This is a genomic window from Janthinobacterium salmonicoloratum (assembly GCF_051380845.1).
In the GTDB taxonomy this organism is placed as follows: Bacteria; Pseudomonadota; Gammaproteobacteria; order Burkholderiales; family Burkholderiaceae_D; genus Janthinobacterium; species Janthinobacterium lividum_F.
The window spans coordinates 341,982-368,188 of sequence record NZ_JBNYXV010000005.1 but is presented as its reverse complement, the minus strand read 5'-3'; the positions used below and the strand labels follow the sequence as shown (position 1 = coordinate 368,188).

Sequence of the window (26,207 nt, the reverse complement as noted above, 5' to 3'; positions counted from 1 at the left end):
TTTGCCGAGATCAATGCCGATGAGCGTAACGGTTTCCATGATGGCCTCCTTCAGAAATGAAAACACCCTACAAGTTTAGTAACTTATAGGGTGGAGGGTGACCATCTCATTAAGCCCTGTCATAGTTGGTAAACTCTTCCCAGTATTCCAGTATCGTGGGATACAGCGCGCGCAGATCGGCTGTCGCATGGCCGGCGCTGTAAGCCAGGCTGAGCAGGTCTATGCCATCCCAGGCCCGTTCGCGCGTGGCTGTCATGAAATTTTCTGGCGGAACATCGCGCAGCACTTCCGCCGGCTGTAGCAAGCCGGCGGCCACCATGCCGATGCCTTCTTCCATACCGTGCTTGCTTTCAAGGTAAATCGCGTAGGACAGCAGCGGTTCCCTGCGCCTGGCCAAAAAAGTGTATTCGTTCAGTGTCTGCATTCTTACTCCCGAAAATCCGTGTCACGGCAGGGCTGTATGCCATCGACATGCCCGTCATCGCCCGCCTCATTCATATCTATGCTGGTATAACGGTTTTCCTCGCGCAGTGCACGCCCATACGCAACGAGATCTGTCGGATAGGCGAAATGATCGATACCGCTGTCATCGAGGTCAAAAACAAAGGCCATTGCGCCCGCTTCAAATGCCCAGTAACCGTAATAGGGAGCGTAGCCTTCGTCGCTAATGCGCAGATGGCCGTTATACCAGCGTGGATGATCCTTCATGGCAGGGTACCACTGCGTCAAATATTTTTTGATGAGCGCTTGTGCCGCATCCTCATCGCTTTCATATACAGTCTGCAGCAACGTGTCGTAGGGCTGGCCTAGTATGCAGGTATCGAGGGTCATCTCATCGTCCACATACGCGCCAATCAGCTGTTCGAACAGGCCGTCCTGTCCCCGGTGACTGCGAAATATGCGGATGATGCGCATGACCGAGCGCTGATCGCGCAATAATATGGCGACACTTAGTAATTGCAGCGTATCTTCATAATCGGACAGGTCGCCGAAATTCGGCGCTGCCCTGTATCGGTATGGGCCATATTCGGGATATTGCGACAAGATTTCCTCTTGTCGATACTGATCGGCTTCGTTCCATTCCGAAAACCTGTCCACGATATCAGACAGCCGTGGCGCAAGTTTCTCGATTGGCACGCCAGCGGTGTAATCGAGTATCCAGATCCAGAAATTTTCAAGATATAAGAAATGGTGCGCCAAACTGATGTCGTCAGCGAATTCAGCTGATTCCTTGTTTTTCAGCTGAACTTGTAGCAGGGCGCGTGAATTCTCCAGGGTTTTCTCATATAGTTGCTGACAAAGGAATTGTTGGCGACGACGATCATCAAATGGTGGATTTTTCATTCTATACACCGGGTTCTCGTTCGGCCGATGGTTTCATCTCCAGGCTGGTGTGGCGGCCTTCTTTCCATAACTGTCGCGCATAATCGACCAGGTCTTTGGGGTAGACGAGATGGTCGATCTGGCTGTCGTCCAGGTCGAGCATAAAGACGGTCGCACCGGCTTCAAAGGCCCAGTAACCGTAATAGGCGGCATAGCCTTCCTCGCTAATATGAAGGTGCTCATCATGCCAGCGCGGATGATTTTTCATGGCCGGATACCACTGTTTTAGGTATTTCTGAAGCAGGACTAAGGCAGCGTTCTCGTCTTCCTCATAGAATACTTGCAGCAGGGTGTTGTAGGGCTTGCCTATGATGCAGGTGTCGAGGTCCTGCCCGTCTTTGACATATTCGGCTATCAATTGTTCGAACAGGCCATCGCGCCCACGGTGGCTGCGCAGTACGTGGATGATGCGTCGCACTGAACACTGATCGCGTAGCAGGATGGCGATGCTGAGTAGTTGCAGTGTGTCTTCATAATCGGAAAGGATGGAAAACTGCGGCGCACCTTCGTATTCATATGGCCCATCTTCTGGAAAATCGAGCGCCACTTCCTGCTGATAGTGTTGATCCACCTCGTTCCATTCTTCAAATTTATCCACGATACCCGCGATGCGGGGCGCCAGTGCCTCGATCGGCTCGCCAGCGGTGTAGTCGAGCATCCAGATCCAAAATACTTCCAAATACAAAAATTGGTAAATGACCGTTTGACTTTGTGCCGATTCGGCCACATTTTTGTTGAGAAGTTGTCCTTCAAATAATGCGAGTTGATTTTTTCGCGTGTTATGGTAAATATCTTCATGGAGAAATTTCTGCCGGCGCCGTGCATTGAATGGACTGGTACTCATTGTTTCCCTGTAGGTTTATCAGCATAAATACCGTAGAGCGTTCATTTATCCCAGCGCTGACGCACTTCGGTGGGGACATCCTCCACGCTGTCACGGAGGTTACTGTTCCGTACTCCAATGCCAAATTGTTTCGCCGTATTCCGCATCGTCAAAAACAGGCATCACTTGCCCTTGCGCGAAGTGGCTACGGCTGTATAACTTTGCTGGGGTTTCCAGAAACCAGTTTGAGGGCAGGGCTGGCTGCCCTCGACGCGTCCCTTGCGCATCAGCGGTTCTGAGTCCAGGCTGGTATAGCGGCCTTCTTTCCGTAGCTGGCGCGCGTAGTCGACCAAGTCCTTGGGATAGACAAGATGGTCGATCTGACTGTCGTCCAGGTCAAGTAAAAAAACCGTCGCACCCGCTTCAAATGCCCAGTAACCGTAATAGGGCGCGTAGCCTTCGTCCCTGATTCTCAGATGCCCGTCGTACCAGCGGGGATGATCTTTCATGGCTGGATACCACTGTTTCAGGTATTTCTGAAGCAGATTGAGTGTGTCTCTCTCATTATTTTCATAGAAAACCTGAAGCAAAGTATCATAGGGCTTTTTGAGAATGCACGAATCAAGATCTTGCTTATCCTTGACATATGCGCCAATCAATTGCTCAAATAAGCCATCCTGGCCACGGTGACTGCGTAGCACGTGGATGATGCGTAAGACCGAATGTTGATCGCGCAGTAATATCGCAGTACTGAGTAGCTGTAGCGTGTTCTCATAATTTGCAGAGTGGAAAAGTCTGGTGCTCCGTTGTATTCGTACGGACCATAATCCGGAAACTCAAGCGCCGCTTCCTGTTGACAGAATTGATCGACTGCATTCCATTCTTCAAACTTATCCACGATACCGGAGATACGCGGCGCCAGTGCAGCGATCGGCTCACCCGCTGTGTAGTCCAGCATCCATAACCAGAACGCTTCCAAATACAAAAACTGATGCACTACAGAGTTTTCCAGCGTTGATCCTACTATCTTTTTATTTGCAAGCCGGACTTCAATTAATGCGAGTAGATTTTCTCGAGTTTTAGTGTAAAGCTCGTGATAAAGGAATTGATGGCGATTGCGCCGGTGAAATGGTAAAACTTTCATACCAACAAACCTTTTTTTCTTGGATAAATAGTATTCGTGTCAAAGAGGGGATGTGCGAGCTGGAACCGCAATGCATGATTGCCTTTTCCAGTCGAGCATCAGTTTGATGGTCTCAAACATCAGTACAGTCGCTGTTTCCTCATACGTTCAGGAAGCGCCACACCGTCAAGTCATAGGCAGAATCCAGATTGCTCATGATCTCGCCCTGTTCAAATCGCTAGGTTTGCGGCGGAATATCGAGCGCTTGCCACTGACCGGTCTGCGGGCAGGCCTCGCCGGCGTAGTCACGTAATTCCAATGGCTCCTCCACTGGCGCAGCTCGGCGCTGGGCCAGCCGCTGACTGTGCGAGATGGAAAATTGGCTATTGTTCTTCACTCCAATGCCAGATGGTTTCACCGTATGCCACATCATCAAAAACAAGCATCACTTGGCCTTGCGCGAAGTGGCTACGGCTGTATAACTTTGCTGGGGTTTCCCAGAAGCCAGTTTGAGGGCAGGGCTGGCCACCCTCAACACGACCGGCCTTATTTATTAAGTCAGTATCCATGCTTGTGTAACGGTGTTCCGCGCGTAACTTGCGGCCATAATTGACCAAGTCTTTAGGGTAGACCAGATGATCGATAGCGCTGTCGTCCAGGTCGAGAATAAAGACCGCCGCTCCGGCTTCAAATGCCCAATAGCCATAATAGCCATAATAGCCAGCATAGCCCTCTTCGCTGATCCTAAGGTGCTCGTCATACCAGCGTGGATGATCCTTCATTGCCGGATACCACTGTTGTAAATATTGCTTGAGCAAGCTGAGTGTGGCCGTCTCATCTTCTTCATAAAACACACGTAGCAAGGTGTCATAAGGGACGCCAAGCACACAGGTATCGCGCTCGACGACGTTGTCGACATAAGCACTGATCAATTGCTCGAACAGGCCATCTTGACCTCGATGGCTACGTAGTGCGTGGATGATGCGTTGGACCGAACGCTGATCGCGCAGCAAGATGGCAATACTGAGTAGTTGCAGTGTGTCTTCGTAGTCGGAAAGTGTCGAGAAATCGGGCGCCCCCGAATATTTATATGGACCATATTCAGGCAGCTTCAGTGCACACTCCTGTTGATACTTTTGATTCACTTCGTTCCACTCTTCAAATTTGTCCACGATATCGGCGACTCGAGGTGCCAGTTGATCGAGGGCTATGCCAGCCGTGTAGTCAAGCATCCATATCCAGAGTAATTCCAGATACAGGAAATGATGAACGGAGGAACTTTCGCCTATCGAATATGCATCCTTTCTGTTTTCTTCTCCTCCCCGGATCAAGGAAAGTTGATTTGTCCGTGTTTTTTTATAAAGTTCCTCATAAAGAAATTGTTGCCGACGTCGTTCGTGAAAGGCGCTATTTTTCATGGGGAAGTACCATTTTTTTTGTTCGGCGCAGATTTCTGCAAGATGTTGTCGGACTTGCGTTCAATGTAAATACCTAACATACTTGGCTGTGTGAGATGAAAAATTGACTATTGTTCTTCACTCCAATGCCAGATTGTTTCGCCGTATGCCGCATCGTCAAAAACAGGCATCACTTGACCTTGCGCGAAGTGACTGCGGCTGTGTAATTTTGCTGGGGTTTCCCAGAAACCACTTTGGGGACACGGATTTCCCCCTTCAACACGGCGGACATTGTGCTGCTGTTTCGTATATAAGCTGGTGTAACGGTTTTCTTCGCGTAATTTTCGCCCGTAGTCTACAAGGTCTTTTGGATAGACCAGGTGATTGATGCCGCTGTCATCGAGATCGAGTAGATAGACTGTTGCGCCTGCTTCGAATGCCCAGTAACCATAATAACCGGAATAACCTTCCTCGTTGATATGCAAGTGTTCGTCATACCAGCGTGGATGATCCTTCATGGCTGGATACCATAATTTCAAATACTTTTTCACAAGATTGAGGGTCGCACTTTCATCTTCTTCATAAAATACCTGCAGCAGCGTGTCAAAGGGTTTTCCAAGAACGCAACTGTCTAGATTTATTTCTTCTTCGACATATCCTCCAATTAATTGTTCGAATAGGCCATCTTGACCACGGTGACTACGTAGTACATTAATGATGCGCATGACCGATTGCTGGTCGCGCAGTAAAATGGCAATGCTAATTAATTGAAGGGTATTTTCGTATTCAAAAAGATTGGAAAATTGCGGGGCGCCGACATATTCGTAAGGGCCAAATTCTGGAAATTCAAGTGCAGCATCCCGTTGGAACAATTGATATACATCATTCCATTTTTCAAATGCGTCGATAATGGCGGCAAGGCGCGAGGCAAGTTCATGGATGGGGACGCCTGCGGTGTAGTCCAACATCCAGAGCCAAAATAGTTCAAGATGCAAGAACTGATAAATCGAATTTTTGCTTTGTGTTGTGCTGGCTATTTTTTCATTATCATGTCCTACTTTAATGAGGAGGAATTGATTTTCCCGTGTTTTATTGTAAAGTTCTTCGTGGAGAAATTGTTGCCGACGTCGTTTGCGCAAGACGCTATTTTTCATGGCGAAGTACCATTTTTCTTGATTGGTGCAGATTTCTGTAAGATGTTGTCGGACTTGCGTTCAATGTAAATACCTAACATACTTGGCTTTGTGAGATGAAAAATTGACTATTGTTCTTCACTCCAATGCCAAATTGTTTCGCCGTATGCCGCATCGTCAAAAACAGGCATTACTTTGCCTTGCACGAAGTGGCTGCGGCTGTGTAATTTTGCCGGGGTTTCCCAGAAGCCAGTTTGCGGGCAGGGCTGGCCGCCCTCGACACGCCCTTTGTGTATCAGCGGTTCTGCAGCCAGGCTGGTATAGCGGCCTTCTTTCCGTAGCTGGCGCGCGTAGTCAACCAAGTCCTTGGGATAGACCAGATGGTCGATCTGGCTGTCGTCCAGGTCAAGTAGAAAAACCGTCGCACCCGCTTCAAATGCCCAGTAACCGTAATAGGGCGCGTAGCCTTCGTTCCGGATTCTCAGATGCCCGTCATACCAGCGGGGATGATTTTTCATCGCTGGATACCACTGTTTCAGGTATTTTTGCAGCAGGTCGAGCGTGGCCTTCTCGTCTTCCTCATAGAACACTTGCAGCAGTGTGTCATAGGGCTTGCCGAGGATACAGGTGCCAAGCGCCTGCCCATCCTCCACATACCCGTCAATCAATTGTTCGAACAGGCCATCACGGCCACGGTGGCTGCGTAGCATGTAGATGATGCGTTTAACCGAATGATGATCGCGCAGCAAGATGGCAATGCTGAGTAGTTGTAGTGTGTCCTGATAGTCGGAAAGGACGGAAAACTCCGGTGCTCCCTCATATTCGTACGGCCCAAACTCTGGAAGCTCAATTGCCGTTTCCTGTTGATAGAGTTGATCGACCGCATTCCATTCTTCAAATTTCTCGACGATGCCTGCGATGCGCGGCGCTAGCGCATTGATTGGTTCGCCTGCCGTATAGTCGAGCATCCAGATCCAGAGTTTTTCCAAATACAAGAATTGATGAATCGCAGCATTTTGTTGCATCGTCTTAGTAATTTTTCTATTTTCAATTCCTCCTCCAATTAGCGACAATTGATTCAATCGCGTTTTATTGTAAAGTTCTTCATAGAGAAATTGCTGTCTGCGTCGGTGATGAAAGGATAAATCTTCCATGTCTACGTGCTTTTTTCTTGGGTAAATTGTATTTTTGTCAAGGAAGGTATGCGCATGCTGAAACCGTAATCCATGATTGCCCTTTCCAGTCGAGCATCAGGTCGATGGTCTTGAACATCAGTACCGTCGCTGTTTCTTCATGCGTTCAGGAAGCGCCACACCGTCACGCATAGGTAGAATCCAGATTGCTCATGACTTCACCCTGTTCAAATCGCCGGGTTTGCGGCGGAATATCGAGCGCTTGCCACTGACCGGTCTGTGGGCATGCCTCGCCGGCGTAGGCGCGCAATTCCAAAGGCTCCTGCGCTGGCGCAGCTCGGCGCGGGGCCAGCCGCTGGCTGTGCAAGATGGAATTTGGCTATTGTTCTTCACTCCAATGCCAGATGGTTTCACCGTATGCCGCATCATCAAAAACAGGCATGACTTGGCCTTGCTCAAAATGGCTACGGCTGTGTAACTTTGCCGGGGTTTCCCAGAAGCCAGATTGAGGGCAGGGCTGGCCACCGTCGACGCGTCCCTTGCGCATCAGTGGTTCTGTTTCCTGACTGGTAAAGCGGCCTTCTTCCCATAACTGTCGTGCATAATCGACCAGGTCTTTGGGGTAGACCAAATGGTCGATCTGGCTGTCGTCCAGGTCGAGTATAAAGACGGTCGCCCCTGCTTCGAATGCCCAGTAGCCGTAATAGGCGGCATAGCCTTCCTCGTTGATGTTGAGATGCTCATCGTACCAGCGCGGATGATTTTTCATGGCTGGGTACCACTGTTTCAGGTATTTTTGAAGCAGGACTAAGCTAGCTTTCTCATCTTCCTCATAGAATACTTGCAGCAGGGTGTCGTAGGGTTTGCTGATAATGCAGGCGTCGAGGTCTTGACTGTCCTCGACATATGCGCCAATCAACTGCTCGAACAGTCCATCGTGGCCACGGTGGCTGCGCAGTACGTGGATGATGCGTCGCACCGAACACTGATCGCGTAGCAGGATGGCGATGCTGAGTAGTTGAAGCGTGTCTTCATAATCGGAAAGGATGGAAAACTGTGGTGCTCCCTCGTATTCGTATGGCCCATACTCTGGAAGCTCAAGCGCCGCTTCCTGCTGATAGAGTTGATCCACTTCGTTCCATTCTTCAAATTTATCCACGATGTCTGCAATGCGCGGCGCCAGTGCATCAATCGGCTCGCCAGCCGTATAGTCGAGCATCCAGATCCAGAATTCTTCTAAATACAAAAAATGATGGACGGAAGATTTTCCCTGCATTGAGTCGGTTATTCTTTTATTTTCGAGTTCAACATCTATTATCGCGAGTTGATTTTTTCTTGTCTTCGCGTATAGATCCTCATAAAGGAATTGCTGGCGGCGGCGCTGGTGAAATGGCAGAATTTCCATTGTTATTTTCTCTTAGATCTATTATTTGAAATTGGTTTTCCTGATTTTTTATCTTTTTCTGGTTGCTCTTGTTGAGTGGTGATATTCTTCGATGATAATTTTTTGACGCGCCTACGATTTTTTTCTATGAGATCGATTTCAATATGATCAAAGGTATCGCTTATGCCGTGAGTTTTTTTGTGTTTGTCATGTATTTTTATATTGTAGTGATCGCCTGAGGCGAGTAACTCCAATGTCGCTTCAAGATGATCGGCAACTCCAGGCGCTGCTACTAACTTGAGCTTGCCGTGCGGGTGGCCTGCTGTTACGAAAGGATTGGAGGATGCGGTGCTTCCCAGCATCAGATACACCCAGCGGTTTTTTAAGTTTCTGTCTAATTTCATTGCGGGGGTTTTTGTGCTGTTGCGTAGCCATTCTGTGCCCATCTGTGTACCCTTTATACGTTCACCGAGCAAAGTCCATAACATCAGCTGTCTGTCGTTGAGGGATGCTGGGGGGCGTGGGATGTTGCCACGTTCCACTTCCTTTTGCAGTCTCTTGAACAGCGTGTAGACAGTGCCGCCGAATTTTGCTTCGATGAAATGAAAAGTATCGCTATTCGTCTGCCAGATGGTATCCACACCATTCTGTACCATTTTTTTTAAGTCTTCGGGTACAAGCTCTGTCGGGCGTCTGTGTGCGTTATCGGGGCCAACAATGCGCGGGTAGTCAAAGCGCCATTTTCCATTAACGTTACCGTGCGGCCAGGCCGTGGCTTTTTTAAGCACGTGTTCCATATGATAATAATCTGCCATATGCTCGCCGAGGAGTCCCTTTGGCCCGAATGGTACTTCGGACAGCAATTCGCGAATCGGCCGCGACGTATTCTTGACCGGCGCGGTGCCGCCGTCGCTGCTCTGGCGGTGCGAGTCGTCAACCGGTTTGTGTTCCTTGCCCTTGCCCGGCGAGTCCCGTTCTTTGGTTTTTGCTTTGGCATCCACGCCCTTTGACTTTTTATCTGAGCTTGTCGTGGGCGACTTGAACTGGGCGTTGGCGCTGTGCGGATGCGTGTTGCCTGGCTTGTGATTGTGCCTGGCTGCCGTATTGGCGCCGGTGCCGGCTACGACGGCGATTTTTTTTGCCGCCCACAAGGCGTCTTCACCCAGCATGTCTTCGATCAATTCCTGCAGCGCCTTGGCGCCTTGCGCAATGCCGGCTTTGAGCGGACCGCGTACCGCTTCGACTTGCGGCTTCATGTCGCGCGCCAGGTGCTGCAAGTCCGACGGCAGCCACCAATGGCTGGTCGACAGGTAGCCGAGCAATTGCACGCAGTTGTCCAGCGCGCTCATGGCCGTGCTGATTGCCAGCTGGGTGTTTTGCGCCCACTGGAAGGTTTTCAGGAATTTGATCGCGGCGCCCTTGCTCTTGCCCAGCATGGCTTCGATCATGACATTGCCGCCAGCGGCCGCCGCGCCAACCTCCTTGCGATACTTGCGCAAAGGCTTGATGATGGTCTTGAACAGGCTGCCGACTTCCGGAATGCAGCCGAACGCCGCCAGCGCCATGTCGACCCAGTCATCGCGGGTCGCGCGCGACACGCCTTTCCTGCCGACCCGGTAGATCATGCCCGAGACATCGCGCACGTCCATCACCTGGTCAACCACGGGGATCAGGGAAATGGCGCCGCCGACGATCATGGCGGCCTTGCCCTGGTCATCCTCGAAGTCGCCCAGGATCAGGTCCTTGAAAAACTCTACAATCTCATCGACAAAATTCTGGCTCATGGTTGGGGATCCGGTTTACTGGTTTTCCTGGCCGCTTCCAGCAATGCGGATGCTTGTTTCAGCTGCTGTCTCGCTTGCTGCAGACGGGGTTCCGCTACCAATGGCGGCGCTACCCAGTCGCGCTGGTCCTCGCCATATTCAATGTGGTATGCGCCGGGAGGAATGTTTTCGAGGCGGGCATGGCCCTTGTCGTTGAGCAATCCACTGAGGGAAGTGCCGTTGGCGAACGTGATTTTGTAGGGCGAGTTAATGACAGGCTCGAGATCGCCATAATGCAGGTTCAGTTCGACTGCCCGGCCCAGGTCGGCCGCATTCGGCAGTGCTGGCAAGGTGGGCTGGCTGCTCGCCGGCCCCGTCAATTCCTTCATGCTGGCGTTGAAGTCGATTTTTCCGGGGCCATGCAGCATGATGTTGCCGCCTTCGAGGCGGATGTACGCGCCCTGGGCCGTCATCAGGATGTGCTGCTTGGCTGCCGCCGTGACGCTCTTGGCGGTGCTGCTGACGGTGATGGCCTTGTCCGCCGTCAGCCGAGTCGCATCGGACTGGCTTTGACTGCTGACCTTGCCGCTGGCCGCATGCAGGCGGATGCCGGTTTCCTGGTTGGGCTTATCATTGCTGCTGGCCTTGCCGTAGGTGAACAGGCTGATACCCTTGCCCAGCGCGTACAGGCTGTTGCCTTGCGCCGCAAAGTTGAGATCCGCGCCCGCCGCCAGACTGCCATTGCCGCCAGCGACCAGCACGGCGTTTGCCGGCGTAGTGGCGGCGATGCCGGACGGACTGGACAATTGCAGCTGCGGGTCGCCATACGCGCTGGCCTGGCCTTCGCCGCCCGCCGCCTGCTGGCCCTGGCCCGTAGCGGCGGCGCCCTCGGCCGTCGCGCCCAGGACCTCGATGCTGTGCTGCATCTGGGCGAGGGCGGGGAGCTGGGCGGCTGGCGAAGGCGTCTGCGCCTGGTCCGGCGTGGCAGCGGAAGCTGGCGCGGCCGCACCGGCTGTGGCCGGGCTGGGCATTTCGAGCGCGAAATGTTTCTGCGCCTGCTCGGCCAGCGAGGTCTGCAGTTGCAAGCTTTGCCTGAGCTGTTCCAGCGCTTCCTGCGCATCCATCTGGCTGCCGCTGGCATCGCGGCTATGCGCCGACAGCAGCATGCCCGCTCCCGCGCGCAGGGCGGCGCTGTGTTCCGTTTTCAGCTCGGCGCCAAAGCCGGCCGGCGCCAGCCGCTGGTTGTCGCTCTGGTGCCGCAAATGGCCCAGGTTCAGTTCGGCCGTGCCCTGGTGAGGGCCGGCGTGGCGCTGCAAGGCGACGCGGCCCTGGCCCGGGCTGTCGTCGAACACCAGCTGGCTGTAGGCGCCGCCGCCGCCCTGGCTGGCTTGCATGGCTTGCGTCTTGATGCCCGACAAGGCCGCCGGGTGGGCATGGGCGCCGGCCTGGCCGGGAAACCAGGCCGGCGCGTTGCCCGTCGCCGCGCCCGTGCCCTGGCTGACCTGATTGTTTTGCGCGTCGGCCTGGCCGCGGCCGTTGTACAGCGTGCCGATGACGACGGGGCGGTCGATATTGCCTTCCAGGAAATCGACGAGCACTTCCTGGCCCACGCGGGGCAGGGCGTTGCTGCCCCAGTTGGCGCCAGCGACGGGGGCCAGCGGCGTGGCGACCCTGACCCAGGTGCCGGCGCTATCGTCGCCGGGCGCGCCCGTGTGGCCGTCGGCCGCCGGATGCGCCAGCCGGCTATGGCTTTGCGCCCCCCGCTGCCAGTGGAATTGCACCTTGATGCGGTGGTCGCGGTCCGTATGCAGCTGGGCGCCGGCCGGACCGACGACGATGGCGGTCTGCTGGCCCATGATGCTGGGGCGCGGATGCAGCAGTTGACCATGCTGGTTGGAATAGCTGCTGCGGTAGGGAATCTTGCTGTGGATGGCGTCGATGCGGTTGCGGTAGGGCGGGCGTTCGCTGATGGTATCGCCGACGGCATGCAGGCTGCCGGCCGCTTCGTCGCCGATCAGCGCATCGAGCAAGCCCTGGCCGAAGCGCTGCAGCAGCCCGCCGCCGAGCTCCGCATCGAGGTTGTTATGCATCAGGTGCACCGTGCGGGTGACGAGGAAGGTCGCTGCGTCGCCATCGCCCGCCGCGTCCGTTTGCGCCTGGCCACTCAGGGTGAACGTCGTGCCAGGCGCCAGGGTGCGTACGGTACCGGCGCCGGTAAACACTTCCCTGGCCGCCGTCAGCGCCTGCAACTGGCGCTCGGCAAGGCGTTGCCCCTGCTCGCGCGACGGGTAGGCATAGGCGCCGGGAGCGTCGCGGCTGACCAGCGCCATCGTCCCGTCCTTGGCGCCAGCGGCGCTGATGGGACGCTGGCCCAGCGCGCGGTAATCCCAGCTCGACAGTTCGATGCCGTTGGTTTGCTGGCGCAGCTGCATGCGCCAGCGGTCCATCGTGTCTTGCGGCATGACGGCGCCTGGCTGGCTGTAGGCGATGCTGGACTGTACGTTGGGCTTGAAGCTGCCGTTGTGGTCGGCGATGATGAGGGTATGGCTGCCCAGGCTGGCGCTGCCCGCATCGCCCGTGTGTTCGGCATAATAAAACAGCCCTTCCTCGCTCATCAGCCGTTCCGCAAAGGCCCAGTCGCTTTCCTGGTACTGGCTGCAGATGCTGCGTTTCGGATAGGCCGCGCGGTCGAGCAGGTCGAAGCGCCAGGCGGGCGCCAGCATGCCCTGGCCCTGGTATCGGGCGAAGACGACTTCGAGAATGTCCGGTACCGCCAGGTCCTGGAAGACGCGGCTGTCGCGGCCGTGGGTCAGGAAGGCCGTCCATGGCTGCATGGTCAGGTTGTAGCGGGCAAAGCCGCCGTTCGCGCCCGCCAGTTCGGCCGCGGTGACATGGCCATGGAAAGGGCGCCAGTCCTCGGTGCCGGCGGCCGTGCGCAATTCCAGCAGGATGGGCTGGCCGATCAGCGACTTGAGGGGAATGGCCGCATCGAGCGACAGGGCGGCGATGTTGAAGACATAGCCCAGTCCCAGGCCTTCCTCGCCGCGCACGCATTCGGCCAGCAGCTTGTCCGGGCCCAGGGGCGTGCTCAGCTTCAGCAGGCGCGTGGCCTGGCTGAAGCCGTTGGCGACGGGTGACGTAGCAGGTGACGGCGACGCGCTTGCTTGGACCAATTCGGACATTGATGGGAACTCCGTGTGGCGAAATGTGGGTACTTGCAATTAATTCAATGATTTGCTTATAAGATTACACCTTAGAAATAGTTATTTAACAAGCGCGATTCAATTGAATCGTGTCGCAGGGGCCGTCGTCCGATAGCCGTGCGGGCCGTTTTCTCCCCATCAGCTAGAGTGCAGCTCTTGCCAATGCCACCATCAGCAAAAAATTGTGCAAGATATTATGTAGAAGCAACATAATGGCGTGCCGTGCCTGTTTTTCGGCTGCCATTGCCGTCCCACACGAACCGGAGCAAGAATGAATATGATGCAATGCGCGGCAGCCGCCGCGCTGTGTTCCAGTCTGTCGCCCGCCATGGCGGCGGCGTCCCCCGCCGCACCACCGTTTCTTGATGTGCTCGCCTATCAATACGCCGCTTGCGTCAAGCCCGCCTATCACCAGGTGGACCTGTTGTTGCAGGACGGGACGGGGCGCTACCAGATCGATGTCAAGGGCGAGGCGTATACGATCGAGTTGCAGGAACGCATGGGTTTTTCGCTGCAGGCGGGGATAGGCGGGCCCGTGGCGGCCGTCGTCAAGCTGGACCGGCCGCCAAAGGAACAGTTCGGGGAGCAGGCGCGCTGGCGCGAACGCTGGCTGCGCGATGTGGCCGAGCGCAGCGGCGTGGAGCTTGAAGAGCGGACGCTTGCCGGCGGCGCGCGACTGCTGGCCGTGAACAAGGGCGAGATCAAGGGGAACTATGTGGGCCAATCCCTGCTGATCGATGCGAAACGGCAGTTGTTCATCGATATCGCGTGGCCGAACACCCTGGACACGTATCGCGGTCCGGAAGGTCCACGGTATGTGCGACAGGTGCAGGAAGATGTCTGGCAGCGCATCCTGTCTTGCCCACCTGCCGCCTGACGCCGGCAGCCCTCGCATACCCCTACCGCGCACGCGCGCATACATAAATAATAATGATTCTCATTTATAATGCGTGGCAATAGGGTGGCAATAGGGTGGCAATAGGGTGGCGATGGGCCGGCGCAATGGCGCCATGCGTGTGAAGGAGGGCATGATGGGCAGTATGTATGGCAACGAGGATTTGATCGCGCATGAGCATCGTGTGCTGATGGGTGAATATGGGCGGGCGCAGGCGCGTTGCACCGCGATGCAGGCCGAACAGGCGGCGCAGCTTGCCCGGATTGGGCAACTCGAAGCGCAACTGATGCGGGTGCAGGCGCAGGTCGTCATCCGCGATACGAAGCTGGCGCTGGCGCGCGAAGAGCTGGCCGAGCTGGTGGCGGCCGCGCCGGGTTTGCCGACGCGGGCGCGGCTGGCGCGCAAGGTCGAATGGCTCAGCGAGCGGGTACAGGACTTGATGCGCGAATTGCTGCGCCTGCAGTGGATGCCCTCGGCCGTGCCCCGCTCCGCGCTGCAAGCTGATTTGCTGGCGGGCGTGCGCGAAAAAGCGGTGCTGTATGTGGGCAACTACTTAAGCCGGGAAGCGGGCCAGGAAGGGGACGGCGCCAACGTGGCGCAGCAAGCCATCGAGCAGGCAGGCGGGCGCTTCCTGCATCACGCGGGTGGTGACGATGGCGCCGACGATGCGGCCGCGCTGGAAGCGGGCTTGGTGGCGGCTGACCTGGTGATTTGCCAGACGGGCTGCGTCAGCCACGATGCTTACTGGCGCGTGCATGACCATTGCAAGCGCACGGGCAAACAGTGCGTGCTGGTGGACCAGCCGCAAGCCATGCATTTTGTACGCAAAGAGGTACTGGCCGCTTCTTAACGCCGGCTTAATCCGCATGGGCCACAATGGCCGTCCCTCGACGATCCTGAAAGCGCCCATGTTGTCCCTGCAAATCGGCCCCCTGGCCCTGCCCACGGGCCTGGTCCTGCTGTTCGTTTCCCTGTGCGTCGCCTACGGCGTGGCGGGCTGGCTGCGGCGCTATCGCCAACTGCCCGATGCAGGCCCCCTGGTTTCCGACATGCTGATCGCCGGCCTGCTGATGGCGCGCCTGGCGTTCGTGCTGCGCTGGCACGAACAGTATTTCAGCTCCCCCTTGGCCGCGCCCTGGTCCATCCTCAATATCCGCGACGGAGGGTTCCTGGCGCCGGCCGGCATTGCCGCTGCCCTGGCCATCGCCGCGTGGCGTTGCCGGCGCGCCGCCATGGCGGCAATGCGCCGTCCGCTGGCCATCAGCGTGGCGTCCGGCGCGCTGGCCTGGAGCGTGTTGAGCGCAGGGATCTTGCTGGCCTACGACAAGCCGACGGCCTTGCCGGTCGTGGCGCTGCAGACGGTCGATGGCGCGCCGGTGACCCTGGCGGCGCTGGCCGGCGGCAAGCCCATGGTGGTCAACCTGTGGGCCAGCTGGTGCCCGCCGTGCCGGCGCGAGATGCCCGTGCTGGCCGCCGCCCAGCAGGCGCGCGCCGATATCGTCTTCGTGTATGCGAACCAGCGCGAGGATGTGGCGGCGGCAGGCGCTTTCCTGGACAGGAGCGGCGTGACCCTGCGCAATGTGGTGCTCGACAGCGAGGCGGCGCTGGGCAAGGCGGCCGGCTCCTCGGCCCTGCCGACCACGCTATTTTATGACGCGCAGGGGCGCCTGGTCGATACCCACCTGGGCGAATTGTCCGACGCCTCGCTGGCCAGCAAGCTGCGGAAGATTGCGCCCGTTCCCTGACGGGCGTTCGCCTGGTCGACATAGCCGCCATCGTTCGCGATGCGCGGCTTTTTTTACGCCTGGTCGTAGTCGACGCGGTTTCTGATAGTATACCCCCCTATAGTATTTATCGAGGTGGAATCATGGGACACACAGCGCACAACAAGACCAGGCTGCTCAATCGCGTGAAGCGCATCCGCGGCCAGGTGGAGGGGCTGGAGCGGGGCTTGGAAGAGGGGCGCGACTGCGGCGAAGTGCTGCAACTGATCGCCGCCGTGCGCGGCGCCGTGAATGGCCTGATGGCCGAAGTCATCGAAGAACACTTGCGCGAGCACGTGGCCAGTCCCGACCTGGCCAATGAAGAACGGGCCAGGGGCGCCGACGACATCGCGGGCATCCTGCGCACCTACCTCAAATAAGGAGAACGTCATGAAAACGCAATCCCTCAGCGAAGACCTCTCCGCCTGGCAGCATGAACACGTCTTCGGCGGCGCCAGCGACAAGGCGGAACGCAGCGCGCGCATCGTCATGTGGATCACCCTGGCCACCATGGTGCTGGAGATCGTCGCCGGATGGTGGTACAACTCCATGGCCCTGCTGGCCGATGGCTGGCATATGAGTTCGCACGCGCTGGCCATCGGCCTGGCCGCGTTTGCGTATGCGGCGGCGCGCCGCTATGCGCGCGACCCCCGTTTTGCCTTCGGCACGTGGAAGATCGAAGTGCTGGCTGGCTATACCAGCGCCATCCTGCTGCTGGGCGTGGCCGTGCTGATGGTGGCCGCTTCCGTCGAGCGCCTGTTTTCGCCGCAGCCCATCCACTATGCGCAGGCCATGGCGGTAGCGGCCTTCGGCCTGTTGGTCAACCTCGTGTGCGCGCTGATCCTCGGCGGGCACCACGACCACGACCACGACCATCACCATGGCCACGGCCACGACCATCATGACCACCATCATGGCGAAGACCTGAACATGAAGGCTGCGTACATCCACGTACTGGCCGATGCCGCCACGTCCGTGCTGGCCATCGTCGCGCTGGGCGGCGCATGGCTGTACGGCTGGAGCTGGCTTGATCCCGTGATGGGTATCGCAGGCGCCGTGCTGGTGGCGCTGTGGGCGAAAAAGCTGATGCAGGAGACGGGCAAGGTCTTGCTGGACCGCGAGATGGACCATCCCGTGGTGGACGAAATCCGCGAGGCGGTGGAAGTGGAAAGTGCCGGCGACACGCCGCGCATCGTCGACCTGCACGTGTGGAGAGTCGGCAAGCAGCTGTATTCGTGCGCCTTGTCCGTCGTCAGCCGCGACGCCTCGCTGACAGCGGCCGAGCTGCGCACGCGCATCGGCATCCATGAAGAAATCGTCCACAGCACCATCGAGATTATTCGCCGTCCTTGATAATGATGGCGAAAAAAGCGCGCTGATACGGGGCGTAGGCACTATACTGTCGGCTTTTACAGCACGCGCTGTTCACCAGACAGAGAAGAAAATGAGCACATTACCACCATGCCCGCAATGCAAATCCGAATTCACGTACGAAGACGGCAGCCAGTTGATCTGCCCTGAATGCGCGCATGAATGGTCGGCCACGGCTGGCGAAGCAGCGGAAGAGGGCGCCAAGGTGTACCGCGATTCGGCCGGCAATATCCTGCAGGACGGCGACACGGTCAGCGTCATCAAGGACTTGAAATTGAAGGGCGGCGGCGGTGTCGTCAAGATGGGCACCAAGGTCAAGAACATCCGCCTGGTCGATAGTGACCATGATATCGACTGCAAGATCGACGGCTTCGGTTCCATGAGCCTGAAGACGGAGTTCGTCAAGAAGGTGTAACGCTTTTACCCGTAACACGGCGCGCTGGCTTCATTCCTGCGCGCCGTTTTTTTATTCAGAATCCATGCAAATCGATCATCTCCGCCAGCGCCTGCGCGCCCTGGGCGCCAAGCCCCTGCACGAACAACGCGTGCTGCGCGACTGGATACAGGCGCAGCCGCACGACCAAGGCCGGCGCCGCGCCGAAGACTTTTTGCCGCTGCCCGTGCGCGAGGCACTGCCTGCGCTCGACCTCGAATTGCAGGGTATGCTGAAATTGCTCAGTACCCATCCTGGCGCGGACGGTTCCGCGCGTCTGCTGGTGGGACTGCATGACGGCCAGACGGTGGAAAGCGTGCTGCTGCCGCGCGACGGCCTGTGCGTATCGAGCCAGGTCGGTTGCGCCGTCGGCTGCCAGTTCTGCATGACGGGCCGCGACGGCTTGATCCGGCAAGTCACCAGCGGCGAGATCGTCGCCCAGGTGGTACTGGCGCGCACCTTGCGCCCCGTGAAAAAAGTCGTCTTCATGGGCATGGGCGAACCGGCACATAACCTGAACAATGTGATGGAAGCCATCGAGCTGCTGGGCACCGAGGGCAATATCGGCCACAAGAACCTGGTGTTTTCCACCGTGGGCGACCCGCGCGCCTTCGAGCGCCTGCCGCAGGGAAGGGTCAAGCCGGCGCTGGCCCTGTCGCTGCACACGACCAAGCCGGAGCTGCGCGAACAGCTGCTGCCGCGCGCGCCAAAGCTGTCGCCGCGCGAACTGGTGGAGTTCGGCGAGTCATATGCACGCCTGACCGGCTACCCGGTGCAGTACCAGTGGACCTTGATGGAAGGTGTCAACGATGGCGAGGACGAGATGGATGGCATCGTCGCGCTCTTGCAGGGCAAGTACGCCGTGCTCAACATGATCCCGTACAACACCATCGATGACTTGCCGTTCAAGCGCCCCAGCTGGGAAAAGGCGCGGGCCATTGCCGCCGCTCTGCACGCGCGTGGCGTGCTGACCAAATTGCGCGATTCGGCCGGGCAGGACGTGGAGGGAGGCTGCGGGCAGTTGCGGGCGCGTGAAGCAAAGGGCAGGGTCATTCCCATCCGCGCCAGCGTCTAAACCCCACCGAGCAAATCGTTGTCATTCAAGATCGCAAACGCGATTTCGGGATGCGCGGCCAGGCAGCGGCGCACGGCGGCCGGAATGGCGGCGCGCGTCTTGCGGCACAGGCCGGGCCGCTCCAGCAGGCGGATCTGGAAGCCGCGCACGGTGCGCACTTCGCCGCTGCCCGGTGCAATCTGCAATTCCACACCCAGCTTGCTTTTCAACAGCAGCTGCAGCTTCTGCAACTGCGCATAGGTGGCGATGCCATCGATGTGCGCCAGCAGGCGCTTTTCTTCCGTCAGGTTCAGGCGCAGGATGGCAAGGTCTGCTTGCGCATCGTCGAGCAGGCGCACGCGTTCGCAGTCGCACAACTGCGGCGGGCACTCCTTGCGGACTTCAAAATCGATGATGCGCATGCGGGCATTCCAGTGGCGAGCCAGTATCAATCAAGTATCGGCCGGCGCCCGGCGGCTGTCAATCTGCGCCGCAGCATCACCTGCCTTCAGCGCGGACTGACGATCAGGCGCCAGCGGATAGCACCTTGCTCGCTGCTGTGCTGATGGTGGTTTTGCGGCGGCATGACATGTCCTTCCGTCGATACGATCTCGTGCGCGCAGCCATCGCAGCGGTAGATGCCCGAATACGGCACGGCTTCGCCGGGCGAGGTCAGTTCATCGAAACGCGGGTGCATGGAGCGGGCCACGTAGCTGGGGTTTTTGTAGTCGGCCATGGATTCCTCGGTATGGGGGCAGGCCCCATTCTGGCACACAATCGTGCGCGGCCTTGACCGCGTGTCTTGGCGCGCGAGCCGCCCTGTGTTGTAATGTTGACCATCCCTATTGAGCACGCAAGGCCATGAGAACCCGTATCAAGATCTGCTGCATCGCTTCCATCGACGAAGCGCAACTGGCCATTGCCGCCGGCGCCGACGCACTGGGCCTGGTGGCCGCCATGCCGTCCGGCCCCGGTCCGATTCCCGACGCGCGCATCGCACAGATCGCCGCCTGGACGCCGCCCCCCGTGGCCACGTTCCTGCTGACGTCCGAGACGACGGCGCAAGCCATCGCCGAACACGTGTGCGCCACGCAGCCGTCCACCGTGCAGATCGTCGGCCATATCGACCCCGGCGAAGTGGCGCAGCTGGCGCGCTTGCTGCCGCACGTGCGGCGCGTGCAGGTGATCCACGTGGAGGGGCCAGAGGCTTTGGCGCTGATTCCCGCGTACGCGCCCCATGTGCATGCTTTCTTGCTCGACTCTGGCCGCCCCGGCGCCTTGGTCCCGGAACTGGGCGGCACGGGCCGCACGCACGACTGGTCCGTCAGCGCGCGCTTCGTGCGCGCCAGCCCCCGTCCCGTCTTCCTGGCCGGCGGGCTGGATGACACCAACGTAGCCGATGCGCTGCGCCAGGTGCGCCCCTACGGCATCGACCTGTGCTCGCGCGTGCGCACCGATGGCAAACTCGATGTCATGAAGCTGGCCTTGCTGATGGCGGCCGTGCGCGACGTGGATGCCGCGCTGTATGCGGAAGGTTAGGCGGCCGTTGCCAACGCGTTCATCTCGCGCACGAACGCTTCCGTAAACGCGGCCACCATGCCGCTGGCCGCGCGCGGCGAAATCAGGCCCACGACGGAATGCGATTCCTCGTCCGGCAGCGCAATAAAACGCACGCCGGGCGGCGCCACCAGGCGCATGCTGTCCGGGACGATGGCGATGCCCATGTTGGCCTCGATCAGGTTCAGCTGCGAGGTCTTGCGCGACAGGGCGCGCGCCGCCTTCGGAAAGAAGCCCTGCGCCAGGCACAGGCCCGCCACCAGGTAGCTCAAGCCTCCCCGGTCCTTGTGCGGAATCGAGACGAAGGCTTCGTCGCGCAGGGCGGCTATCGTCGTGCGCTCCAGCGCGGCCAGCGGCGAGGCCGACGACACGGCCACCACCAGCTTTTCCGCGTACAGCTCGCGCACGACGATATTCGCATGCTTGCGCAGGGTGGGCAGGCGCACGAGGCCCAGGTCGGCGCGGCCTTCCTCGATGTCAGCCGCCTGGTTTTCCGACGAGCCTTTCGACACATCCAGCGAAACGCCGGGGAACTGCGCCAGCAGGCGGTTCAGCACGGCGCCGATGGCGGGCGTGAGGGTGACGGAACTCGAGTGCAGCAGGCGGATGATGCCTTGCGCCCCTTGTCCCACGTGGCGGGTCTGGCGCACGGTTTCCTCGATATCTTCGAGGATGCGCCTGGCCCGTTCATAAAAGACCTGTCCCGCAGGCGTCAGTTCGATATGGCGCGCGTCGCGCGTGAGCAGCAGGGCCTGTACTTCCGTTTCCAGCTCCTTGATTTGCCGGCTCAGGGCCGACTGCGCGATGTACAGCTTTTCCGCCGCGCGCGAATAGCTGCCCGCATCGACGACTTCGACAAAATAGCGGAACTGTCTGATGGAAATCAATCGTATGCCTTTTCGAGATCGGAGACTGCCTGATTTGATATTAGCCTGGCCCCGGTGTTCGCGTTAGAGTGGGCTGGTCTGCTTCATTGCAAAGGAAAGACCATGCTGGAATTGATCGGGGTGCTGGGATTATTCGTCAGTATTATCGTAAAACTGATTTTCGTCCAGATCGGCGGTAGCGTTAGCAGTAGCGGCAAAGGGAAGGAAGATTAATATGCCAGGGTCGCCACATGCGGCGCAGCCAAGGCCAGGGCGTGCAAGCGGCAAGCCGGTGCTGCCCCGTTCCACTCCGCCAGCTGCAAGCCCGCACGCTTCAGCGCCGCCTCGCGCGCCGTCCACGCCTGCGCCAGGGCCAATGGGCGCTGCGCAGCGGGGCGGGCCGCCAGTTCATCGGCTGCCTGCGGTCCCAGGTAGTCGCGCGCCAGATTGAACCAGTCGGATATGTCCTGCACCCGCATGACGTCGATGCCGACAGGGCCATGCAGGCCGATGGCGGCCAGCGACAATCCCTCGTCATGGCTGAACGACAGGGTCGCCGCGCGTCCTGCCAGCAGCAAACGGGGAGGGGTGCCCGGCGTCGACGCCACCGAGATGGCCTCGATGTCCATCTTCAGCCACCGGGCCGCCGCTTCGCGCACGGCGGCGCGAATGCGCAGGCGGGCTTCGGCGCGCGGCAGCGCGGCGGCGACGCCGATCACCAGCACGCCGTCCCCCGACCAGAGCACCGTACAATTCATCAGATGCGATCAGCTGCGCAGCGGCGCCGCCGGGCAGCCCGCCCAGTTGCTGCCGGCGGGGATGTGTTCACCCTTCATCACCAGGGTCAAGGGCCCCAGGCGCGCATTGTCACCCACCTTGGCGCTGTACAGCACGGAGCTGCGCGGGCCCATGTAGACGCGCTGGCCGATGTCCACGTGGTCGATCTTCATCACGCGGTCTTCGAACAAATGCGTCTGTGGGCAGGTGAGCGCGTTCAATTCGCTGTAATCGCCGATGTGCACGCAGTCGAATTCCGTAATGTCGGTGGTGTCCATGTAGACGCCGCGGCCGATCTTGCAGCCGAACAGGCGGAAGGCCAGCGGCAGCCATGGCGTGCCGCGCAGGTAGCGCATGAAGTTGGGCACGGCGATGCCTTCGTACAGGTTGGTCACGCCTTCCGAAATCCACACGAACGGCGTCCACATGGGTGCCGCATGCTTGCGGTAGCGTCCCAGCAACAGCCACTTGAACAGCACGACGACGAGGAAATTGCCGATGCCGTAGGCCAGGCCGGCGATGGCCAGGTCGCCCACCACTTCGCCCCAGCGTCCGGCGCCCGCGATCGGCATCACGTCCAGCACCAGGGTATAGCCGACGGCGATCACCACCGCATGCGGCGCGACGATGCGGAAGGCTTCGATCAGGCTGCGGCCCAGGCGGCGCAACAGCGATGGCTTGAAGGTCAGGTGCTCGGCAAAACCGCTGACCTGTTCGCGCGCGGGCAGGTGCATGGGCGGAGAGCCCAGCCACGTGTCGCCGCTGTGCATCTGCTCATTGCGCGGCGCATGCGTGTGCACGCCGATCAACACGTGTTCGGGCAGCACGGTGCCATCCGGGATGTAGCTGCCGTTGCCGACAAAGCTGCGGTGCGAGATGACGGTGGGGCGCATGGTCATCCAGCCGCCGTCGATCTGCTCGTCGCCCAGCATGACGGCGTCGGCGATGAAGGTGTCGTCGCCCAGGGTCAGCATGTCGGGCACCACGCCCAGCGCCGTGGAAATCTCGGCGCCCTTGCCGACCTTGGCGCCCAGCAGGCGGTACCAGTACGGTGCGTAGACGGTGGCGTAGATGCCGTGCAACACGTTCAGGCTCGATTCCTGGATATGGCTGACCAGCCACTTGGCGCAATAGATATTGCTGTGCACGGGCGAGCTGCCCGGTTTCAAGCGGGGCAGCGCCCCCCAGCGGATGGCGGCCGACAGCAGGGCGGTCAGCACGATCAGCACGGCGCTGGCGGGGAAGGCCAGCAGGAAGTAGCGGGCCAGCTGGGTCGTCACGTCGCGGCCCTGCAGCCACGGCATCATTTCGCGCTCGTCGAACCAGTCGATCAGGACGAAGCTGGGGAAGACGGGCATGAAGAACAGCACGGCGATGAGGACCATGCCGAAGCAGAAGAACAGGGTTTCGCCCGTCAGGCGCAGGCGCGAGACGGCGGGGCGCGGTGGCTGGCTGGCGGGATCGTAGGGACCGATGTCGCGCGCGGGCGAGCCCGTCCAGACCCTGCCGGCCGGCACCGAGGCGCCATCGGCCAGCGCGGATTGCCCCTCCAGGTGGCCGAAGGCGCCTACGCTGGTGTTGCCTTCCATGATCGCGTAGGAACTGATGCAGGCATCGTCGCCGATGCTGATTTGGCCCAGCAGCAAGCGGCCCCGTTCGACCCGGGCGTTTTCAAAGTTGACGGCATTGCCCACGCTGACGTTGTCGCCGATGGACAGCAGGTCGGGTGCGCGCAGGGTCATCGAGCCGATGACCACTTCCTTGCCCACTTTCGCGCCCAGCGCGCGCAGCCACCAACTATTCAGCGACGAGCCGCTGAGCAGGTAGGCGGGCGCCGATTCGACCAGGCGGTCGGCCAGCCACCAGCGGTAATAGGTGACACCCCACAGCGGATAGCTGCCCGGTTTCAAACGCCCCGCGATCAGCCACTTGCCGCCGATGGCGATGGCAAATTCGGCCAGGGTCGCCAGCAGGAACACGCCGATGGAAGCGGCGATGGCGCGCGGCACGGTATCGCCCGTGTCGCCCGTGAAGAAGTGATACGTGAAGAAGGGCGCCATCCATTGCGCCATGCGCAGGGTGACGAGGCCCGGCACGGCCGCCGCCTGCGCCGCGCCGCAGATCCAGCGCTTCATGGCGGACGGCGGCGTCCATTCCGCCTCCGGCGTGGCCAGCGCAGGCGCCTCGTTCAATACGGCGGCGATCTTGCCGATCTGCCGGTTCTGGTAAATGTCGCGCACCGTCATGTGGGCGTAGGCCGGATCGGCGCGCAGGGCGGATGCCAGGCGCGCGGCCAGGAAGGAGTGGCCACCGAGGTCGCTGAAGAAATCGAGCTGGCGCAAAATCGCCTGGCCGGGGAACAGCTTGGCCAGGGCCGCGAACAGGGCCGCTTCGGCCGGCGTTTCCGGCACGTCCGATTCACCCGCCTCGCCCGCCGGTGGCGCGGACAGGGGCATGGCCTTCAAGGCTTTCCTGTCGATCTTGCCGGACGTCAGGCGCGGCATCAGCGGCAGCAATTCAAAACGGCCCGGCACCATATACGGCGGCAAGTGCAGGTTCAGGGCTGCGCGCAGCGTTTTTGCCGCAAGGGCATCGTCGGATGCCTCGTCGCTGCCGACGATGTAAGCCACCAGTTGGTCGATGCCGTCATCCTTGCGCAGTAATACGGCCACCGTGCCCACGCCTGCCTGCTGCGCCAGCACGGCTTCGATCTCGCCCAGCTCCACGCGGAAGCCGCGAATTTTCACCTGGTCGTCGGCGCGGCCCAAGCACAGCACCTGGCCGTCGGCATCGATGCGCGCCAGGTCGCCCGTGCGGTACAGGCGCGCGTCATCCTCGCTGGTCGCCCACGGGTTGGGCAGGAATTTCTCCACCGTCAGGTCGGGCCGGCCCAGGTAACCCTCGGCCAGGCCGGGGCCGATGATGCACAGCTCACCCGTTTCGCCGCGCGGCAGCAGGGTCAAGGGACGATTTTCTCCCGCTTCAGCCACCTGCAGCACCAGCAATCCATAGTTGGGCAGCGGCGTGCCGATGGTGACGGCTTCACCGGGCCGCAGGCGCGCCAGGCTGCACGAGACGGTCGCTTCCGTGGGGCCATAGGTATTGAACATGGCGCGGCCCGGGCGCGACCAGCGCTCGACCAGGGATTCCGGGCACATCTCGCCGCCCAGGTTGATCAGGCGCAGGCTCGGTACTTCCTCGGCGAACAGGGCCAGCAAGGTCGGCACCGCGTGCAGTACGGTGACGTGATTGGCTGCCAGCGCGCGCGGCAACGCTTCCGGGTCGCCCGAGATATCCTTGGGGCCCAGCCACAGGGTGGCGCCCACCAAGTAGGCGATCCAGATTTCCTCGAACGACATGTCGAAGGCGACGGAAAAGCCCTGGTAGACGGTGTCCGCTTGCGTCACTTCCAGCACGGCGTTTTCGCTGCGCAGGAAGTGGCAGATGCTGCGTTGATTGATCAATATGCCCTTGGGTTTGCCCGTCGAGCCGGAGGTGTAGATGACATAGGCGGGGTGTTCGGGCTGCACGGCGCCGCGCGCGGGCAGCACTTCGCCCGGCGTGGCGGGGGCCAGCAAGCTTTCCGCCGTCCACACGGGACGCTTGACGCCGGCATCAGACAGGCGCGCCGCGAACTGTGCGCAGCTGATGACGCCAGCGCCATTGGCGTCATCGAGGCACACTTGCAGGCGCTCGACGGGGGTGTCTTCATCGACGGGCAGCCAGGCGGCGCCCGCCTTGGCGATGGCCGCCTGCATCAGCAGCAAATGGGCGCCGCGCGGCAGCCACAGGCCCACGATGTCGCCAGGCTTGACGCCGGCGGCCACCAGGCGCGACGCCGCCAGGCCCGCCTGGGCATCGAGTTCCGCATACGTGATGCGGCGCTCGCCATCGATCAGCGCGATCTGTTCGGGGCAGCGTCGGGCCGTTGCCTCCAGCAGGTCGGCCAGCACTTCCTCTCGCAGCAGATCCGGTCGCGGCGGGCCGTACAGGATGTCGGCATGGGTGGAAGGGATACATGGGCTGACTGCGGTGAAATCGTTCATGGATGACGCTTATCTGTAATGCGGAGTGAGGAATCTGACCGGCTGCGCGTGGTGCGCGGCACAGTTGATACATTACAGCACGCAAGACATTTCAGCGTTGTAG

At 59.6% G+C, this 26,207-nt stretch carries 24 protein-coding genes; 8 read left to right on the top strand and 16 right to left on the bottom strand.

Annotation, left to right across the window (positions count from 1 at the left end; all coding sequences use genetic code 11):
- Positions 1–109 precede the first annotated feature (109 nt).
- The 11 genes from ACQ4WY_RS23135 to ACQ4WY_RS23085 form a co-directional block, all read right to left on the bottom strand.
- Complete coding sequence (locus ACQ4WY_RS23135; protein ID WP_436506093.1) at positions 110–424, bottom strand: hypothetical protein; 315 nt, start codon at positions 422–424, stop codon at positions 110–112.
- A gap of 2 nt (positions 425–426) precedes the next feature.
- A complete protein-coding gene (locus ACQ4WY_RS23130; RefSeq protein WP_436506092.1) occupies positions 427–1,344 on the bottom strand; it encodes a PoNe immunity protein domain-containing protein in 918 nt (305 codons plus the stop codon).
- Between the two features lies 1 nt (position 1,345).
- Positions 1,346–2,227 carry a PoNe immunity protein domain-containing protein gene (locus ACQ4WY_RS23125; RefSeq protein WP_436506091.1) on the bottom strand — a complete coding sequence of 294 codons (882 nt, stop codon included), beginning with the start codon at positions 2,225–2,227 and terminating at the stop codon, positions 1,346–1,348.
- Between the two features lie 161 nt (positions 2,228–2,388).
- A complete protein-coding gene (locus tag ACQ4WY_RS23120) occupies positions 2,389–2,907 on the bottom strand; it encodes a PoNe immunity protein domain-containing protein (RefSeq protein WP_436506089.1) in 519 nt (172 codons plus the stop codon).
- The gene (locus tag ACQ4WY_RS23115) at positions 2,862–3,350 is read right to left on the bottom strand and encodes a hypothetical protein (RefSeq protein ID WP_436506088.1); all 489 of its coding nucleotides are present in this window, start codon (positions 3,348–3,350) and stop codon (positions 2,862–2,864) included. The genes ACQ4WY_RS23120 and ACQ4WY_RS23115 overlap by 46 nt, the downstream gene beginning before the upstream one ends.
- Positions 3,351–3,712: 362 nt before the next feature.
- A complete protein-coding gene (locus tag ACQ4WY_RS23110) occupies positions 3,713–4,747 on the bottom strand; it encodes a PoNe immunity protein domain-containing protein (protein WP_436506087.1) in 1,035 nt (344 codons plus the stop codon).
- A 107-nt stretch (positions 4,748–4,854) separates the two neighbouring features.
- Entirely contained in the window at positions 4,855–5,880 is a 1,026-nt protein-coding gene (locus ACQ4WY_RS23105; protein WP_436506086.1) for a PoNe immunity protein domain-containing protein, read from the bottom strand.
- 107 nt (positions 5,881–5,987) lie between these two features.
- Positions 5,988–7,013 carry a PoNe immunity protein domain-containing protein gene (locus tag ACQ4WY_RS23100; protein WP_436506085.1) on the bottom strand — a complete coding sequence of 342 codons (1,026 nt, stop codon included), beginning with the start codon at positions 7,011–7,013 and terminating at the stop codon, positions 5,988–5,990.
- Positions 7,014–7,371: 358 nt separating this feature from the next.
- Positions 7,372–8,397 (bottom strand): PoNe immunity protein domain-containing protein, encoded by a 1,026-nt coding sequence (locus ACQ4WY_RS23095; protein ID WP_436506084.1) that lies wholly within the window; start codon positions 8,395–8,397, stop codon positions 7,372–7,374.
- 2 nt (positions 8,398–8,399) lie between these two features.
- Complete coding sequence (locus ACQ4WY_RS23090) at positions 8,400–10,160, bottom strand: hypothetical protein (RefSeq protein ID WP_436506083.1); 1,761 nt, start codon at positions 10,158–10,160, stop codon at positions 8,400–8,402.
- A complete protein-coding gene (locus ACQ4WY_RS23085) occupies positions 10,157–13,321 on the bottom strand; it encodes a type VI secretion system Vgr family protein (RefSeq protein ID WP_436506082.1) in 3,165 nt (1,054 codons plus the stop codon). The genes ACQ4WY_RS23090 and ACQ4WY_RS23085 overlap by 4 nt, the downstream gene beginning before the upstream one ends.
- A gap of 292 nt (positions 13,322–13,613) precedes the next feature.
- Between ACQ4WY_RS23085 and ACQ4WY_RS23080 the strand changes: the two genes are divergently transcribed.
- The 7 genes from ACQ4WY_RS23080 (at position 13,614) to ACQ4WY_RS23050 (ending at position 18,879) form a co-directional block, all read left to right on the top strand.
- Positions 13,614–14,219: a hypothetical protein gene (locus ACQ4WY_RS23080; protein ID WP_436506081.1), complete on the top strand. Its 606-nt coding sequence runs from the start codon at positions 13,614–13,616 to the stop codon at positions 14,217–14,219.
- 304 nt (positions 14,220–14,523) lie between these two features.
- The gene (locus tag ACQ4WY_RS23075) at positions 14,524–15,087 is read left to right on the top strand and encodes a DUF2325 domain-containing protein (protein ID WP_436506104.1); all 564 of its coding nucleotides are present in this window, start codon (positions 14,524–14,526) and stop codon (positions 15,085–15,087) included.
- 58 nt (positions 15,088–15,145) lie between these two features.
- Positions 15,146–15,982, top strand: coding sequence for a TlpA family protein disulfide reductase (locus ACQ4WY_RS23070; RefSeq protein WP_436506080.1), 837 nt, complete (start codon positions 15,146–15,148; stop codon positions 15,980–15,982).
- Positions 15,983–16,104: 122 nt separating this feature from the next.
- A complete protein-coding gene (locus tag ACQ4WY_RS23065; protein WP_436506079.1) occupies positions 16,105–16,380 on the top strand; it encodes a metal/formaldehyde-sensitive transcriptional repressor in 276 nt (91 codons plus the stop codon).
- Between the two features lie 10 nt (positions 16,381–16,390).
- A complete protein-coding gene (gene dmeF / locus ACQ4WY_RS23060) occupies positions 16,391–17,353 on the top strand; it encodes a CDF family Co(II)/Ni(II) efflux transporter DmeF (RefSeq protein WP_436506078.1) in 963 nt (320 codons plus the stop codon).
- A 91-nt stretch (positions 17,354–17,444) separates the two neighbouring features.
- On the top strand, positions 17,445–17,786 hold the full coding sequence (locus tag ACQ4WY_RS23055; protein ID WP_096234803.1) for a zinc ribbon domain-containing protein YjdM: 342 nt from the start codon (positions 17,445–17,447) through the stop codon (positions 17,784–17,786).
- Between the two features lie 64 nt (positions 17,787–17,850).
- Positions 17,851–18,879 (top strand): RNA methyltransferase, encoded by a 1,029-nt coding sequence (locus tag ACQ4WY_RS23050; protein WP_436506077.1) that lies wholly within the window; start codon positions 17,851–17,853, stop codon positions 18,877–18,879.
- Here the strand turns inward: ACQ4WY_RS23050 and ACQ4WY_RS23045 are convergent.
- Positions 18,876–19,280 (bottom strand): hypothetical protein, encoded by a 405-nt coding sequence (locus ACQ4WY_RS23045; protein ID WP_436506076.1) that lies wholly within the window; start codon positions 19,278–19,280, stop codon positions 18,876–18,878. The genes ACQ4WY_RS23050 and ACQ4WY_RS23045 overlap by 4 nt on opposite strands.
- 86 nt (positions 19,281–19,366) lie before the next feature.
- The gene (locus tag ACQ4WY_RS23040) at positions 19,367–19,594 is read right to left on the bottom strand and encodes a hypothetical protein (RefSeq protein WP_070218305.1); all 228 of its coding nucleotides are present in this window, start codon (positions 19,592–19,594) and stop codon (positions 19,367–19,369) included.
- Between the two features lie 125 nt (positions 19,595–19,719).
- On the opposite strand from ACQ4WY_RS23040, the gene ACQ4WY_RS23035 reads away from it, so the two are divergent.
- A complete protein-coding gene (locus tag ACQ4WY_RS23035; protein ID WP_436506075.1) occupies positions 19,720–20,397 on the top strand; it encodes a phosphoribosylanthranilate isomerase in 678 nt (225 codons plus the stop codon).
- On the opposite strand, the gene ACQ4WY_RS23030 is transcribed toward ACQ4WY_RS23035, so the two are convergent.
- The 3 genes from ACQ4WY_RS23030 to ACQ4WY_RS23020 form a co-directional block, all read right to left on the bottom strand.
- Entirely contained in the window at positions 20,394–21,302 is a 909-nt protein-coding gene (locus tag ACQ4WY_RS23030) for a LysR family transcriptional regulator (RefSeq protein WP_436506074.1), read from the bottom strand. The genes ACQ4WY_RS23035 and ACQ4WY_RS23030 overlap by 4 nt on opposite strands.
- Before the next feature lie 209 nt (positions 21,303–21,511).
- The gene (locus tag ACQ4WY_RS23025) at positions 21,512–22,027 is read right to left on the bottom strand and encodes a 4'-phosphopantetheinyl transferase family protein (protein WP_436506073.1); all 516 of its coding nucleotides are present in this window, start codon (positions 22,025–22,027) and stop codon (positions 21,512–21,514) included.
- A gap of 21 nt (positions 22,028–22,048) precedes the next feature.
- Positions 22,049–26,104 (bottom strand): Pls/PosA family non-ribosomal peptide synthetase, encoded by a 4,056-nt coding sequence (locus tag ACQ4WY_RS23020; protein ID WP_436506072.1) that lies wholly within the window; start codon positions 26,102–26,104, stop codon positions 22,049–22,051.
- Positions 26,105–26,207 lie beyond the last annotated feature (103 nt).